This window comes from Ruegeria sp. BG3 (genome assembly GCF_056538485.1).
The window spans coordinates 471,126-486,021 of sequence record NZ_JBQFTE010000002.1; the positions used below are offsets into that span (position 1 = coordinate 471,126).

Below are 14,896 nucleotides of genomic sequence, written 5' to 3' on the forward strand. Positions count from 1 at the left end.
CCAGCATATTTCTGAAAGCCTGCGCAACAGGTTTGCGCCCCGCGATTTCCACATGCTATGCTTTGGCAAAAGAAAAACACGAGCAGCCCAATCCAGATGACGGCCCTGAAACAGTACCAGCGGATCGAAGCCACCGGTCTGTGGCGCTCCTCGCCCGATGAACAGCGGCGCGAGGTTGTGGTCTCAATCGGTGAGGCGACCCTGACGATCTCGGATTTCAACGACCGGGCGCTGACGCACTGGTCTCTGGCCGCGTTGGAGCGGCAGAATCCGGGCAGTTTCCCTGCGATTTTCAACCCAGACGGCGATCCGGACGAAACGCTGGAACTGGCCGAAAGCGAAAAGACGATGCTCGAGGCTATCGACCGGCTGCAACGCGCCATCGACCGCTCGCGCCCGCATCCCGGCCGGTTGCGCTGGGTCAGCGTTGCAGGCGTCGTCGCCGCGGTTTTGGCCGTGTTGCTGTTGTGGTTGCCGGGGGCGCTGCAAAACCACGTGGTCTCGGTCGTGCCCGAGGTCAAACGGCAGGACATCGGCGACGAGATTCTGAAACGAATCGAGCGGGTTTCGGGACGAGCCTGCGCCTCACGCGATGCGCAGGCCTCTTTGGATCGTCTGGCCAAGCGCACGGGCGTGCGGCAGATCATCATCCTGCCCGCCGGGGTGCAGGACAGCCTAAGCCTGCCGGGCGGGACGGTCTTGTTGAACCGGGCCCTGGTAGAGGATCATGAAGATCCCGCCGTGGCCGCTGGCTATGTCATCGCCGAGCGCGCCCGTATCGATGCTCAAGACCCGTTGGATGATGTTCTGGACCGAACCGGCGCCTCCTCGGCCTTTCGCCTGCTGACGACCGGGGGGCTGACGCCCGAGATCGTCGACAGCTATACCGAGCAAGTCCTGTCGGAACCCCGTCCGTCTCTGACAGATGAGGCACTGCTGGCAGTTTTTGCACAGGCCGCCCTGCCCTCGACTCCTTATGCCTATGCGCGAGACGTGACAGGGGAAACGGTTCTGGGCTTGATCGAGGCCGACCCGATGGCCGGACGCACACTGGAACAGGTGTTGCCGGACCGCGATTGGGTCCAGCTTCAAAACATCTGCAGCGAGTGATCCGGCTTATTTCGTGCCGAACATACGGTCTCCGGCATCGCCGAGACCGGGCATGATATAGCCTTTCGAGTTCAGTTCACGATCCAGCGCGGCGGTAACGATATGCACGTCCGGATGGGCCTCTTTCATGCGGGCAACCCCTTCTGGTGCCGCCAGCAGGCAGAGGAACAGAATCTCGGTCGCGCCCGCTTCTTTCAGCAGATCAATCGCTGCGGCCGAGCTGTTGCCGGTGGCCAGCATCGGATCCACGGCGATAACCAGCCGGTCTTTCAGGCCCTCTGGCGCTTTGAAATAATACTGAACCGGCTTCAGCGTTTCTTCGTCGCGGTAAAGCCCGACAAATCCCACGCGGGCCGAAGGGATCAGTTCCAGCACCCCGTCCAGCATCCCGTTCCCGGCACGCAGGATCGAGACCAGCGCCAGTTTCTTACCGGCGAGAATGGGCGCGTCCATCTCCTCCATCGGAGTTTCGATATGGCGGGTGGTCAGCTTAAGCTCTCGGGTCACCTCATAAGCCAGCAACAGCGTGATTTCCCGCAGCAGCTGACGGAATTCGGCGGTCGAGGTTCCTTTGTCCCGCATGAGCGTCAGTTTGTGCTGCACCAGCGGGTGGTCAACGACGGTCAGGTGTTCGCTCATGTGTTCTCCAGTCTTTTCTTGACCCGCGCGCGGGTGTCTTCATCGCAAAAGGCGGCGTTCAGGGCCGTTTCATTGAGGGCTGCGAAGTCTTCGGCGCCCCAATCAAACGCTGCCTGCAACATCTCATATTCACGCCGCATTGTGGTATGGAAAAATGGCGGGTCATCCGTGGAAACGGTGACTTTCGCCCCGGCCTCGCGCAACCGCGCAATCGGATGCGCGGCGAAATCGGGATAGAGACCCAGAACCACGTTTGATCCCGGGCAGACCTCAAGCGTGACATCCCGGTCGATCAGTTCATGCACCAGATCAGGGTCTTCAATGGCGCGGACACCGTGGCCGAGACGTTCAACACCCAAGTTACGAACCGCGTCGCGCACGCTTTCTGGACCGCCAAACTCACCTGCATGGGTGGTCAGGCGCAAACCGGCCTCACGGGCGCAATCGAAGGCCCATTTGAAGTCGCCCTGAGTGCCGATGGATTCATTGCCGCCCATACCGAAACCGGTGATCCAATCGCCTGCGGTTTCCGCAGCGCAGCGGGCGCTGATCTTGGCCTTTTCCGGGCCGAAATGGCGGACACAGGTGACCACACCGCGCAGAGTGATGTCGAACTTGCGCTCGGCCTCATCGGCGGCGTCCTGAATGGCGTTCAGATAGTCGCGCCACGCGTGCAGATCGCCACCGCCGCAAAAATCGGGGCTGAGGAAGGTCTCTGAATACACCACTCCATTGGCGGCGCTTTCCTCAAGGATCGCCAAGGTGAGACGGCGGAAATCCTCGGGCGATTTCAGAACTTCGCACGCGGCCTCATAGACGCTGAGGAAATGGGCGAAGTCGCGGAAGTCGTAGCTGCCATCGGGCTTGAAGATACCGCTCAGGTCGATGCGTTTTTCATGCGCCAGTTGCCGGATGAATGCGGGCGGCGCCGCGCCTTCATGATGAAGATGTAGTTCGATTTTCGGAAGGTCTGCGACACTCATAAAAAGCTCTTTCCCGGCCCTTGCGCCGGTACATTCAGGTGATGGGCAATGCTGGCGGCGACATCGGCGAAATGGATCTGACCAAGCTGGCCTGAGCCTTTCCCGGTCACTAATATTGGCACTTGTTCACGGGTGTGGTCGGTGCCGATCCAACTGGGGTCATTGCCGTGATCCGCCGTCAATACCAGCATGTCATCCGGACGCAGCTTAGGCAGGATGGCTCCGATTTCCCGATCAAACCATTCCAGCGCACGAGCATAGCCACTGATATCGCGACGATGGCCATAGAGGCTGTCAAACTCGACGAAATTGGCAAAGGTCAGGCTGCCATCCTCGGCCTGATCCACCAGATCGGACAGGTGCCCCATCAATTCGGCATCGAAGCCTTTGCGCAGCGTGTCGATGCCCTGCATCGAAAAGATGTCTCCGATTTTGCCAACGGCGTGCACCCGGCGGCCTGAGTCCTGAACCCAGTTCGTCAGCACCGGCGCGGGCGGCAAGATGGCAAAGTCCTTGCGGTTCGTTGTTCGGGTGAACCCCTCTTCTGGCGAGCCGACGAAGGGGCGCGCGATTACACGGCCCACCTTCATCTCATGCAAACGCGGCGCGAGTGTTCGGCACATCGCAAGCAGGTTATCGAGACCAAAGCTTTCCTCATGCGCGGCGATCTGGAATACGCTGTCGGCGGACGTGTAGCAGATCGGCCAGCCGGTGCGCATATGCTCGGCCCCCAGTTCGGCAATGAGGGCCGTTCCAGATGCGTGGCAATTGCCCAGAATGCCCTCGGTTCCCGCAGCTTGCGCTGCTGCTTGGCTCAGATCGGGAGGAAACGCAGGCTGTGTGTCGGGAAAATAGTGCCAGTCCCACGGCACCGGCAACCCCGCCAATTCCCAGTGGCCCGAGGGCGTATCCTTGCCAGGCGACAGCTCGCGCGCGCATCCCCACAGGCCAGTCGGTTGAGCCGCCAGCCCCGGCGTTGCGTCGCCCGAGGCCAGACGCGTCGCAGCACCCAGACCCAACGCATCCAGATGGGGCAACACAAGCGGGCCGCTGCGCCCGTCCTCAGCCCGCCCCTCGGCGCAGGCTTGCGCGATATGGGCCAGTGTGTTGGCCCCGGTGTCAGGCACATCCCCGTTGAAGAACGCGCCTGCATCAGGTGCCCCGCCGATACCGACCGAGTCCATCACGACGAGAAAGGCGCGGCTCATGCCGTGATCCTTTCATGCACCAGATCGGGCACGGCAACCGGAGCATCACCGATCGTGATCGCCGCCAATACACTCTGGGCTGCCTGACCTGCCGCGTCCTCGCGCGCCGCGTGAACGGCTGCCAAAGGCGCGCCTTTGGCGACCCGCTCGCCCAAGCGCACCATGTTTGACAAACCCACTGCCGGGTCGATCACATCGCTTTCCACCTGACGCCCACCTCCAAGAGCCACCACGGTCAGCCCCAAAGCTTCGCCGTCAATGGCCGTGATGTATCCGTCACACGGAGCTGCCACCTCGGTGATCACGCTGGCTTCGGGCAGGAACCGCGACCACGTCTCAACAAATTGCACCGGACCTCCAACCGCGGCCATCATGCGACCAAACCGTTCTGCGGCGCGGCCATCCCGAATGATCTCCGCAATTTTGGCGCGGCCCTGATCTACCGTTTCAGAGATACCCGCATCCGCCAGCAACACCCCACCCAACTCGGCAGAGATTTCGGCCAGGGGAGACGCGCCCCCTTCGGTCAGAACCTTCATGACCTCGGCCACCTCCAACGCGTTGCCCAACGCCGAGGCCAGAGGTTGGTTCATATCGGTAATAACGGCCGAGGTTCGGCACCCAGCAGCATTCGCGGTCGCGGTCAGCGCCTGAGCCAGCTCGCGCGCGTCTTCGATGGTTTTCATAAACGCACCGCTGCCTGTTTTGACATCCAGCACCAGCGCATCGGGACTTGCCGCCAGTTTTTTGGATAGGATCGAGGCCGTGATCAGATCGAGGCTTTCGACCGTCGCCGTCACATCCCGCACCGCATAAAGACGCTTGTCCGCAGGCGCGATCTGCCCCGTCGCGCCGACAATCGCAGCCCCGGTGTCGCGCAATACCTGCGCCAGACTCTCCTGCCCGACCTGAGTGGTTACGCCCGGAATCGCCTCAAGCTTGTCCAGCGTCCCGCCTGTGTGGCCCAAGCCACGGCCCGAGATCATGGGCACATAGGCCCCACATTCAGCCAGAGCCGGAGCCAAGATCAGGCTGACGCAATCGCCAACACCGCCCGTGGAGTGTTTGTCGATCACTGGGCCATCCAGATCCCAGCGCAACACGTCACCACTGTCTCTCATTGCAACGGTCAGGTCAGCACGACCCTGCGCGCCCAGCCCACCCATGCAGACAGCCATCGCAAAGGCCCCAGCCTGCGCGTCACTGACGCTGCCATCGGCTAGGCCTTGGGCAAACCAGGCAAGCTCTGGCCCGGTGGGCACTTCGCTGCGGCGCAGTTTAGCGATGATCGAACGGGCATCCATGCGGTCAGCTGTCCTGCATGTGCGAGGCGTCAAATGCGCCGGGCAAAAGCTGTCCGATCGTGGTTTCCAACTCGGCACCGTCGGTTGTCGCCAAGGTGACCTTCACATCCCGCGCGCCGAACTCGGCCAGTTTCTGACGGCAGCCACCACAAGGCGGCACCGGCTGCGGGCTTTGGGCAACGACATAGACCTCGGCCAGCTCGGTCTCACCCGAGGCGACCATGGCGGCAATTGCGCCCGCCTCGGCACAGGTGCCTTCGGGATAGGCCACGTTCTCTACGTTGCATCCAACATAGAGCGTCCCCGAGCCCGACAGGATCGCCGCGCCCACCTTGAAGTTCGAATAAGGCGCATGGGCGTTTTCGCGGACCTTCAAGGCGGCATCTTTAAGCGACATGGCGATTCCCCATTTTTTGATCAGTTGGTCAGAAATTCAGACCCTACCGGAAAACGAGGGGCGAATAGAAGCCCCACCGCGCATTTATTCCAGCACCGTCTTGAACACCCCCGGCAAGGTCACCTCGAGCAGTTCCACATCGTCAGAGGGCTGCGCCAAGCGTGTACGCATACCCGGTGGTATCACAAAGGCATCCCCTTGCTCCAGTTGATAGGGGTCACGGCCTTCGCCCTCCAGAGTGACCTCTCCATTCATGACGAAGGTGAAATGGATGTCGGTGTCGTGGCTGGCCCAGACCGGCTCGCCCTGCCCGCGCCGGACGACCTGAACACCAGCAACGCCCTTGGTGTTCTCGGCAATCGTAGTGTCGCGGCAGATATAACCCGGCAGTCGGAACGGCACCCAATCCGCATCTTTCGCCTGATTGTAGACAAAACGTTGCCCCTGCCACTCCCGGTCGGGGCGCAGATGCGGCGTCGGCAATGTCATCTCGTGATCAATTTCGGTGACATGTTCGGCTGGCACGCCGATCTCGATCACCTGCACATTGTCCGAGGCCTCAAGCACGCGGTGGCGGATTTCCGGCGGTTGGATAAAGCAATCCCCGGCGGTCAGACGCAATTTGTCGCCCTGATCTTCATAAACGACATCAACCCAGCCATGTATGCAGAAGATCAGCTGAAACCCGACCTTGTGAAAATGCACCATATCAGGCACCGGGCCGCCATCAGGGATGCGGATATGGCTGGCAATGATCGACCCGCCCAAACGATCCGGCACCAGATCGCGATAGTGCATCCCGGCCCGCCCGATAATCCACGGCGCCTGATCCTTTAGCCTGCGCACAACAAAGGAATGCACCGTTTCAGGCATCACCAGAGGGGGGGCGAGGTCCTCGATTTCGATACGCGTGCCATTCGGAGCTACCAGAACCCGATCCCCATTGGCAAAACCCTCGGGGTTCTCAGTCAGAATACGTAAAGTGCCGGGGGTTTCGGGCGCATCCTTCTCGATCCGCACCCTTAGGCCATGGCCGGAAAAAACAGCAGTTCGAGGATCGTCAGCAGGATAGATCATATCCATCTGCATCCCCAACACCTTGGTGTAGAACGGAATATCGTCGCGCAATTCCTGCGTCGGCAAACGGATTTCAGCGCGGGTGCTCGCCGCGTACGCTGTCTGGGTCATGCAAGCTCTCGTCAGTCGGTTCTTTCGGCCATCCGATCAGAACCGACGCCAGAATGCCAATCGAAAAATACATCTCAAGCGTTTCTTCCAAAACAAACAGCCGCGTCTTCATGACCGAAGACATCGTGGCCTCATACATGCCCGAGATTTCCTCGAGCCCCTGCGCCACAACTGCGGCCACCCCGGCAAGCACAAAGATCGCAAGGAACGGAGCCTGAACTCTGACCGCCCGCCACGCGTTGGGAATGCCGTGCCACAGCACACCCCCCAGCACGACCACCGCCAGGGCGACACGCACGAGCGTCATGTCCAGCAGACCGTCCAAGCCGCTTAGCACCGCGAATGGCACAGAGCCTTCCGCGTAAATATCCGCCTCAAGCTCACGCTCTGCCAGAAGCAGGCACCCCACGCCGATGTAAAGCCGCGCGAGGCCTCGGTATTTAAGCAAGGCCACAACCCCAGCAGTGAACAATCCAGCTGCCGAGATAGTCTCGATCAATCCGCCTTCCTGGTTGAACACCTCAGCCTGCAACGGGAACAAAGCAATACACCCGAGGATCAAAGCCGCAACGCCGAGCGCAGCCCAGAACCAGAACCGGTCCACCCCAAAGCGGAAACGGGATGGCGAGAACACCTCGGAAGATGTCATTTTGAGGTCGTTGGGCATTTTAAGATCTCAGAGCAATTCGCAGGAGTTTGCGGTTTGTAAAAATTTTGCGACAATTAATCAAGGAAACGGTCGGGTTTTGCCAAGCTTCAGACGCGGCATAGCCAAGTCGAAAAAAATAGTTTAAGGCTAAATCAAATTTTGAAGGGAGCTTTACCGCCGATGTCTGACACACCCAGCCTGCGGCAGGCCGCGCTTGACTACCACGCCCATCCCAAGCCCGGAAAGCTTGAAATCAAGGCTACAAAGCCGATGGCAAACGGCCGGGATCTGGCCCGCGCCTATTCGCCCGGCGTGGCAGAGGCCAGTCTTGAGATCAAGGCCGACCCCTCGAACGCGGAACACTATACGGCGCGCGGCAATCTTGTGGCCGTGGTGTCGAACGGAACCGCTGTTCTGGGTCTGGGCAATATAGGTGCGCTCGCCTCGAAACCGGTGATGGAGGGCAAAGCCGTCCTGTTCAAGAAATTCGCCGGGATCGACTGCTTTGACATCGAGGTCGACCAGCCCGACCCCGAAAAACTGGCCGATGTCGTCTGCGCGTTGGAGCCGACCTTCGGCGCAATCAACCTTGAGGACATCAAGGCCCCCGATTGCTTCATTGTCGAAAAGCTGTGTCGCGAGCGCATGAACATCCCCGTTTTTCACGACGACCAGCACGGAACCGCCATTGTTGTCGGAGCCGCCGCCCGCAATGCTCTGCACGTCGCCGGCAAGAAGTTCGAGGAAATCAAAATCGTCTCGACCGGTGGTGGCGCGGCCGGGATCGCCTGCCTCAATATGCTGGTCAAACTTGGCGTCCAGCGCGAGAATATCTGGCTGTGCGACATTCACGGGCTGGTCTACGAGGGTCGCGCCGAGGATATGAACCCACACAAAGATCAGTTCGCCCAGAAATCCGACCTTCGCACACTGGACGACGTGATTGGTGGGGCCGATCTGTTCCTTGGCCTAAGCGGCCCAAATGTTCTGACGCCCGAGATGGTCGAGAAAATGGCCGCCCGCCCGATCATCTTCGCTCTGGCCAACCCGACGCCCGAAATCCTGCCCGAAGCCGCGCGTGAGGTCGCGCCGGATGCGATCATCGCGACCGGACGCAGTGATTTTCCAAATCAAGTCAATAACGTGCTCTGTTTTCCATTCATCTTCCGCGGCGCATTGGATGTCGGCGCAACCGAGATCAATGACGAGATGCAGATTGCCTGCGTCGAAGGCATTGCCGAATTGGCCCGCGCCACCACAAGCGCCGAGGCCGCCGCTGCCTACAAGGGTGAGCAACTGACGTTTGGCCCGGACTACCTGATCCCTAAACCCTTCGATCCACGCCTTGTGGGGATCGTATCTTCGGCGGTCGCCAAGGCCGCAATGGAGAGCGGCGTTGCCAAACGTCCGATCGACGACCTTGAGGCCTACAAGGAAAAGCTGAACCAGACCGTCTTCAAATCTGCCCTTCTTATGCGCCCCGTGTTCGAGGCCGCCGCAGCCTCAAGCCGCCGGATCGTCTTCGCCGAGGGCGAGGATGAGCGCGTATTGCGCGCCGCGCAGGCCATCCTTGAGGAAACAACCGAAACTCCGATCCTGATTGGCCGCCCCGAAGTGATCGAGGCCCGTTGTGAGCGTCTGGGTCTGGTCGTCCGTCCTGGCAAGGATCTGCAGATCGTGAACCCGGAAAACGATCCGCGCTACTACGACTACTGGAACTCATACCACCAGATCATGCAGCGCCGCGGCGTCACACCCGATCTGGCCAAGGCGATCATGCGTACGAATTCCACCGCGATTGGCGCAATCATGGTTCACCGCGGCGAAGCCGACAGCATGATCTGCGGCACGTTCGGTGAATACCGCTGGCATTTGAATTACGTCGAACAGGTTCTGGGCACCCCTGACCTGCGCCCACACGGGGCTTTGTCGCTGATGATTCTCGAGGACGGCCCGCTATTCATCGCCGACACTCATGTACGGCAATTGCCTAATCCGGCGGAACTGGCCGAGATTACCCTGGGCGCAGCCCGCCACGTGCGGCGTTTCGGGCTTGAGCCCAAGATTGCCTTCTGCTCGCAGTCGCAATTCGGCAACCAAGCTGAAGGCTCGGGCAAGCGACTGCGTGAGGCAATTGCCATTCTGGACAGCGAACCGCGCGACTTCACTTATGAAGGCGAGATGAACCTAGACACGGCCCTCAACCCCGAACTGCGCGAGCGTATTTTCCCTGCCTCACGCCTCGAGGGTGCTGCGAATGTCCTGATTTTCGCGCATGCGGATGCCGCAAGTGGCGTGCGCAACGTTCTGAAGATGAAAGCCGACGGAATCGAAGTTGGTCCGATCCTGATGGGCATGGGCAACAAGGCACATATCGTGACCCCTTCGATCACCTCACGGGGGTTGCTGAATATGGCTGCAATCGCCGGCACGCCCGTAACCCACTACGGCTAGAGCGGCTAGATCGATGCCAGACATCCTGTGGGTGTCTGGCTGTCCGACTCAGCCAATACCCTTTGCACTCATAAATTTGCAGGTTTGCAAAATCCTATTTTGAACCTGCTAAATTCCATAAAATCTTGAGGTTTGCAAAAATTTGCAGGCTGTTTTTGGCCATCCTGCAAATATTTTGCGATAAACTGACGCGCCGTCACTCGCGCCGCTTGCCCACTGCCCTATCGCTGCCTAACAACAATTGCAGTGATTTTGGGAGGAGGGCCTGATGGCATATCAAGACGTTTACGATGGCTGGAAAAACGACCCCGAGGCGTTCTGGATGGATGCCGCCAAAGGCATTGATTGGGTCTCGGCCCCCAGCAAAGCCTTGTTTGCCGACAACGCCCCTCTGTACGAATGGTTCAGCGACGCGCAGGTCAATACCTGCTGGAATGCCGTCGACCGCCATGTGGAAAACGGGCGCGGCGAACAGACAGCCATCATATATGACAGCCCGATCACCCATACCAAGCGCGAGATCTCGTATGTCGAACTTCGCAACCGGGTGGCAACGCTGGCCGGTGCGCTGCGCGCAAAGGGCGTTGAAAAGGGCGACCGCGTCATCATCTACATGCCGATGATCCCCGAAGCGCTGGAGGCGATGCTTGCCTGTGCCCGTCTGGGCGCCGTGCATTCGGTGGTGTTCGGCGGCTTTGCCAGCAACGAACTAGCCGTGCGGATCGACGACGCTAAGCCAAAAGCCATCATCGCCGCCTCCTGCGGGTTGGAGCCGGGCCGCGTGGTTCACTACAAACCTCTGCTGGACGGTGCCATCGACCTGGCCAGTCACAAGCCCGAGTTTTGCGTCATCTTCCAGCGCGAACAGGAAGTGGCCCAGCTGATAGAAGGGCGCGACTTCAATTGGCATGGCTTCCAATACGGCGTCGAACCTGCCGAATGCGTGCCGGTCGCGGGCAATGATCCGGCCTATATCCTCTACACCTCGGGCACCACGGGGGCGCCCAAGGGCGTTGTGCGTCCGACCGCCGGACATCTGGTGGCGCTAAACTGGTCGATGAAGAACATCTACAATGTCGATCCGGGCGATGTGTTCTGGGCCGCCTCGGATGTGGGTTGGGTCGTTGGGCACTCGTACATCTGTTACGCCCCGCTGATCCACGGCAACACCACCATTGTGTTCGAGGGCAAACCCGTCGGCACGCCCGACGCGGGCACCTTCTGGCGGGTGATCTCCGAACATAACGTGCGCAGCTTCTTCACCGCCCCAACCGCGATCCGCGCCGTCAAACGTGAAGATCCAAAGGGCGAGCTGATTGGCCAATACGACCTGTCCGGTCTGCGCGCCATGTATCTTGCGGGCGAACGCGCCGACCCCGATACCATCACCTGGGCGCAGGATGCGCTGAACGTTCCGATCATCGACCATTGGTGGCAGACCGAGACCGGCTGGGCCATTGCAGGCAACCCGCTGGGAATCGAGGAACTGCCCATCAAACTGGGATCTCCGGCCAAGCCGATGCCAGGCTATGACGTTCAGATCCTAGACGAAGGTGGCCATCCGCTAAAACCGGGTGAGCTGGGCGCGATTGCGGTCAAGCTGCCGCTGCCTCCGGGCACTTTGCCGACGCTGTGGAACGCCGAGGAGCGGTTCAAAAGCTCGTACCTGAACCACTTCCCCGGCTACTATGAGACCGGTGATGCGGGCATGATCGACGAGGATGGTTACCTCTATATCATGGCGCGCACCGATGACGTGATCAACGTTGCGGGCCACCGATTGTCGACCGGCGGGATGGAGGAGGTCTTGGCCGCCCATCCTGACGTCGCCGAATGTGCCGTGATCGGCGTTTCGGACCAGTTGAAAGGTCAGATGCCGGTGGGCTTCTTGTGCCTGAATACCGGTGCCGACCGTGACCATAACGAGGTTTCGAAGGAAGTCGTCAAGATGGTCCGAGACAAAATCGGCCCTGTGGCTGCCTTTAAACTGGCCGTGGTGGTGGACCGCCTGCCCAAGACCCGCTCGGGCAAGATTCTGCGAGGCACCATGGTGTCGATTGCCGATGGCAAAGACTACAAGATGCCCGCGACCATCGACGATCCCGCCATCTTGGACGAGATCAAGGACGCGTTGCAGACAATTGGTTACGCTCAGTAGCGCGGCCCCCCTCTTGCAACCTGAAACAGGCCCCTTACTGTCTTGCAAAGACAGTGAGGGCCCATGACTCAAAGCAAAATCTGGCAACTCAGCGCCACTGAGCTGACCACCCTGACCCGCAACGGTGACCTGAGTGCTGAGGACGCCGTTGCATCCTCTCTCTCTCGCATGAATGCCGTCAATCCCGACCTGAACGCCGTAGTCGAGGATCTGAGCCTGCAGGCCTTAGAACGCGCGCGCGCCTTAGATCAGGCGCGGGCAGCTGGGGTACCGACCGGGCCGCTGCACGGGGTGCCGGTGACCATCAAGATAAATGTCGACCAGAAGGGCCACGCCACCACAAACGGGGTCGTAGCGCTGAAAGATGTCATCGCCCCTGATGACGCGCCGGTTGTATCAAACCTTCAAAACGCCGGTGCCATCGTTATTGGCCGGACCAACACGCCCGAATTTTCCTTCCGCGCCGACACCGACAATCCGCTTTATGGGCGCACGCACAACCCCTGGGGTCGGCATATCTCGGCCGGAGGGTCATCGGGCGGTGCCGGGGCGGCCGTCATGGCCGGGATCGGCGCGTTGGCGCATGGAAACGACATTGGCGGAAGCCTCAGGTTTCCGGCTGCCGCCAACGGAGCGGTGACAGTCAAACCCGGCCTTGGTCGCGTCCCCGCCTGGAACCCCAGCCAAATGGCCGAGCGCGGAATACTCGCCCAATCCATGTCCGTTCAGGGCCTTATCACCCGGTCTGCAGCCGACCTGTCCCTGTCGATGCCCAGCCTGATCGCCCCGGACCCGCGCGACCCGTTTCATGTTCCTCTGCCATGGCGGGGCGAGGCCCCGGACACCCCGATCAAAGTGGCTTTTACCCAAAACACGTTCGGATACGCCCTGCACCCAGAGGTCGAAAAGGCGTTGGACACTGCGCGCGACGCGCTGGTCGATGCGGGCTATCAGGTCGACGAGGTCGATCCCCCTGATGTCTTCGAATGCGGTCGCATCGGATACCGAACATTGATGGGTGAGGTTCTGACCCTTCTGAAATCCGATATCCAAGCGGCCGGTTCCCAAACCATCCAAGATATCTTCGAGGTCTATTTTCAGGAATTTCCGCCCATCATTGAGACCGAGCTGCTGCAAATGCTCGCCAAACGCAGCCACTATGCCCGTGAATGGTCCCTCTTCCTTGAAGACTACCCTCTGGTCCTGTCTCCCTTCTTGCCTCAACCCTTTTTCAAGCCGGACCGCGACACTGAAGGGGCCGAAGGAGTGCATGAGGTTCTGGGCTGCGCGGTCTATTCCTATGCGATGAACTTCCTTGGCCTGCCTGCCGCCTGCGTTCCGGCAAGACTGGCAGACTTGCCCAACGGCCCGCAGCCAATCAATGTTCAGATCGCAGCGCGTCGTTGGCGTGAAGATCTGGCAGTCGAGGCGGCGGCGGCGATCGAGGCGCGGGTCGGGCAGATGTGCAAGCCTCTTTGGGAGCGAATGACCCGCTCCGACTGACCCCCCCCAAAAAAAATCGACCCCGGGTTTTTGTGCCCGGGGTCCGCTTGCTTAAATATGCCTGGATTTCAGATAACGAGCGTGGCACCACCCACCCTCGCCAGCGCAAAAAATGCGCAAGTATGTCGAAAACGCTGTTTGGTGGCCACTCACTCCCACCTAAGCGTGTTCTCCAGGCAAGATCACATTACCTATTGCATGCTCACCCGCATGTGAACTTGTTCACACAAGGAAAAAATATTTTTCAAAACTGACGAAATTCTAAGTGAATTGTTCAGAAATCAGGCGCTCTTCAAGGCCATGTCCGGGGTCGAAAAGAATGCGATGGGTGATCTCGGATTCCGAGCAGATTTCGACCCAATCAATGTCAGGAAAGGAAATAGAGTCGGCATCGGCCATCACCGGGCGTTTGTCGGCATCCAGCACGTCTATGCGAACTGTTGCGGTTTTGGGCAGCAAGGCCCCGCGCCACCGACGGGGCCGAAATGCAGCAATCGCGGTCAGGGCCAACACATCCGCCCCGATCGGCAAAATCGGACCATGGGCCGAATAGTTGTACGCGGTCGATCCCGCAGGCGTAGACAGAAGCGCGCCGTCACAGACAAGCTCTCCCATCCTTTCGCGGCCATCGACGCTGATCTTCAGACGCGCCGCTTGCGGACCTGCGCGCAACAGTGACACTTCGTTGATAGCCAGCGCTTCATGCAGTTTCCCGGATTGATCCATGGCGCGCATGGCCAGCGGGTTGATGACCTCCACCTCGGCGTCATCGAGACGTTCCAAGAGATCGGTATCAGAATAGGTGTTCATCAGGAACCCGATGGTCCCGCGGTTCATCCCATATACCGGTGCATCGAGGTGCTGCATGTTCTTGAGCGTGCGCAGCATGAACCCATCGCCACCTAGCGCCACCACCACATCCGCTTCACGTGGCGCGGCGTTTCCGTATTTGGCGACTAGGACCTCGCGGGCTGATTGCGCGACATCAGCCTCGCTTGCGAGAAAAGCGATTCTCTTTTTCATTTTTCCGGTTTCCGGTGCTGCACATTTGGTTCCGAAACAAACATACCTTTCCCCAATAGGCCAGAGTTGACGCCCACGCCGTGCAATTCGTCGCTTTAAAGCTGTTGCCTCGGCAGGGTTTCCGATAGGAAATCCGCAAGCAATACCCCAGACATGTGGAGCTATCATGAACGCCAATCTCCGTGACACCGGTTTTTTCACCCAGTCTTTGTCGGACCGTGATCCTGAGCTTTTCGGCTCGATCACATCCGAGCTGGGCCGTCAGCGCGACGAGATCGAG

General features: G+C 59.9%; 12 protein-coding genes. 4 read left to right on the top strand and 8 right to left on the bottom strand.

The window, feature by feature from the left end:
- Positions 1 to 96: 96 nt before the first annotated feature.
- Entirely contained in the window at positions 97 to 1,110 is a 1,014-nt protein-coding gene (locus ACR0AI_RS05975) for a hypothetical protein (protein ID WP_480672347.1), read from the top strand.
- A 6-nt stretch (positions 1,111 to 1,116) separates the two neighbouring features.
- On the opposite strand, the gene upp is transcribed toward ACR0AI_RS05975, so the two are convergent.
- The 7 genes from upp to ACR0AI_RS06010 form a co-directional block, all read right to left on the bottom strand.
- Positions 1,117 to 1,749: a uracil phosphoribosyltransferase gene (gene upp, locus ACR0AI_RS05980; protein ID WP_170374268.1), complete on the bottom strand. Its 633-nt coding sequence runs from the start codon at positions 1,747 to 1,749 to the stop codon at positions 1,117 to 1,119.
- Positions 1,746 to 2,732, bottom strand: coding sequence for an adenosine deaminase (locus ACR0AI_RS05985; protein ID WP_480672349.1), 987 nt, complete (start codon positions 2,730 to 2,732; stop codon positions 1,746 to 1,748). The genes upp and ACR0AI_RS05985 overlap by 4 nt, the downstream gene beginning before the upstream one ends.
- Complete coding sequence (locus ACR0AI_RS05990; protein ID WP_480672351.1) at positions 2,729 to 3,940, bottom strand: phosphopentomutase; 1,212 nt, start codon at positions 3,938 to 3,940, stop codon at positions 2,729 to 2,731. Before ACR0AI_RS05990 ends, ACR0AI_RS05985 begins: the two co-directional genes overlap by 4 nt.
- Positions 3,937 to 5,244, bottom strand: coding sequence for a thymidine phosphorylase (locus ACR0AI_RS05995; protein ID WP_480672353.1), 1,308 nt, complete (start codon positions 5,242 to 5,244; stop codon positions 3,937 to 3,939). Before ACR0AI_RS05995 ends, ACR0AI_RS05990 begins: the two co-directional genes overlap by 4 nt.
- A gap of 4 nt (positions 5,245 to 5,248) precedes the next feature.
- Positions 5,249 to 5,641, bottom strand: a complete 393-nt coding sequence (locus ACR0AI_RS06000) for a cytidine deaminase (RefSeq protein ID WP_170465629.1) — start codon at positions 5,639 to 5,641, stop codon at positions 5,249 to 5,251.
- Positions 5,642 to 5,725: 84 nt separating this feature from the next.
- Positions 5,726 to 6,829, bottom strand: coding sequence for a cupin domain-containing protein (locus tag ACR0AI_RS06005; protein WP_480672355.1), 1,104 nt, complete (start codon positions 6,827 to 6,829; stop codon positions 5,726 to 5,728).
- On the bottom strand, positions 6,792 to 7,496 hold the full coding sequence (locus ACR0AI_RS06010) for a hypothetical protein (protein WP_480701276.1): 705 nt from the start codon (positions 7,494 to 7,496) through the stop codon (positions 6,792 to 6,794). Before ACR0AI_RS06010 ends, ACR0AI_RS06005 begins: the two co-directional genes overlap by 38 nt.
- A gap of 162 nt (positions 7,497 to 7,658) precedes the next feature.
- Between ACR0AI_RS06010 and ACR0AI_RS06015 the strand changes: the two genes are divergently transcribed.
- The 3 genes from ACR0AI_RS06015 to ACR0AI_RS06025 all read left to right on the top strand — a co-directional run bounded on the left by ACR0AI_RS06015 (position 7,659) and on the right by ACR0AI_RS06025 (position 13,593).
- On the top strand, positions 7,659 to 9,932 hold the full coding sequence (locus ACR0AI_RS06015; protein ID WP_480672359.1) for an NADP-dependent malic enzyme: 2,274 nt from the start codon (positions 7,659 to 7,661) through the stop codon (positions 9,930 to 9,932).
- 268 nt (positions 9,933 to 10,200) lie between these two features.
- The gene (gene prpE, locus ACR0AI_RS06020; RefSeq protein ID WP_480672361.1) at positions 10,201 to 12,090 is read left to right on the top strand and encodes a propionate-CoA ligase PrpE; all 1,890 of its coding nucleotides are present in this window, start codon (positions 10,201 to 10,203) and stop codon (positions 12,088 to 12,090) included.
- A 63-nt stretch (positions 12,091 to 12,153) separates the two neighbouring features.
- The gene (locus ACR0AI_RS06025; RefSeq protein ID WP_480672363.1) at positions 12,154 to 13,593 is read left to right on the top strand and encodes an amidase family protein; all 1,440 of its coding nucleotides are present in this window, start codon (positions 12,154 to 12,156) and stop codon (positions 13,591 to 13,593) included.
- A gap of 261 nt (positions 13,594 to 13,854) precedes the next feature.
- Here the strand turns inward: ACR0AI_RS06025 and ACR0AI_RS06030 are convergent, their stop codons facing one another.
- Positions 13,855 to 14,616, bottom strand: a complete 762-nt coding sequence (locus ACR0AI_RS06030) for an NAD kinase (RefSeq protein WP_480672365.1) — start codon at positions 14,614 to 14,616, stop codon at positions 13,855 to 13,857.
- Positions 14,617 to 14,896 lie beyond the last annotated feature (280 nt).

Excerpts from the sequence above, each read along its gene's own strand:
- ACR0AI_RS05975 (WP_480672347.1), top strand. The coding sequence starts at position 97 with ATGACGGCCCTGAAACAGTACCAGCGGATCGAAGCCACCGGTCTGTGG.
- ACR0AI_RS06005 (WP_480672355.1), bottom strand. The coding sequence starts at position 6,829 with ATGACCCAGACAGCGTACGCGGCGAGCACCCGCGCTGAAATCCGTTTG.
- ACR0AI_RS05985 (WP_480672349.1), bottom strand. The coding sequence starts at position 2,732 with ATGAGTGTCGCAGACCTTCCGAAAATCGAACTACATCTTCATCATGAA.
- ACR0AI_RS05990 (WP_480672351.1), bottom strand. The coding sequence starts at position 3,940 with ATGAGCCGCGCCTTTCTCGTCGTGATGGACTCGGTCGGTATCGGCGGG.
- ACR0AI_RS06015 (WP_480672359.1), top strand. The coding sequence starts at position 7,659 with ATGTCTGACACACCCAGCCTGCGGCAGGCCGCGCTTGACTACCACGCC.
- ACR0AI_RS05995 (WP_480672353.1), bottom strand. The coding sequence starts at position 5,244 with ATGGATGCCCGTTCGATCATCGCTAAACTGCGCCGCAGCGAAGTGCCC.
- upp (WP_170374268.1), bottom strand. The coding sequence starts at position 1,749 with ATGAGCGAACACCTGACCGTCGTTGACCACCCGCTGGTGCAGCACAAA.
- ACR0AI_RS06010 (WP_480701276.1), bottom strand. The coding sequence starts at position 7,496 with ATGCCCAACGACCTCAAAATGACATCTTCCGAGGTGTTCTCGCCATCC.
- ACR0AI_RS06025 (WP_480672363.1), top strand. The coding sequence starts at position 12,154 with ATGACTCAAAGCAAAATCTGGCAACTCAGCGCCACTGAGCTGACCACC.
- prpE (WP_480672361.1), top strand. The coding sequence starts at position 10,201 with ATGGCATATCAAGACGTTTACGATGGCTGGAAAAACGACCCCGAGGCG.
- ACR0AI_RS06030 (WP_480672365.1), bottom strand. The coding sequence starts at position 14,616 with ATGAAAAAGAGAATCGCTTTTCTCGCAAGCGAGGCTGATGTCGCGCAA.
- ACR0AI_RS06000 (WP_170465629.1), bottom strand. The coding sequence starts at position 5,641 with ATGTCGCTTAAAGATGCCGCCTTGAAGGTCCGCGAAAACGCCCATGCG.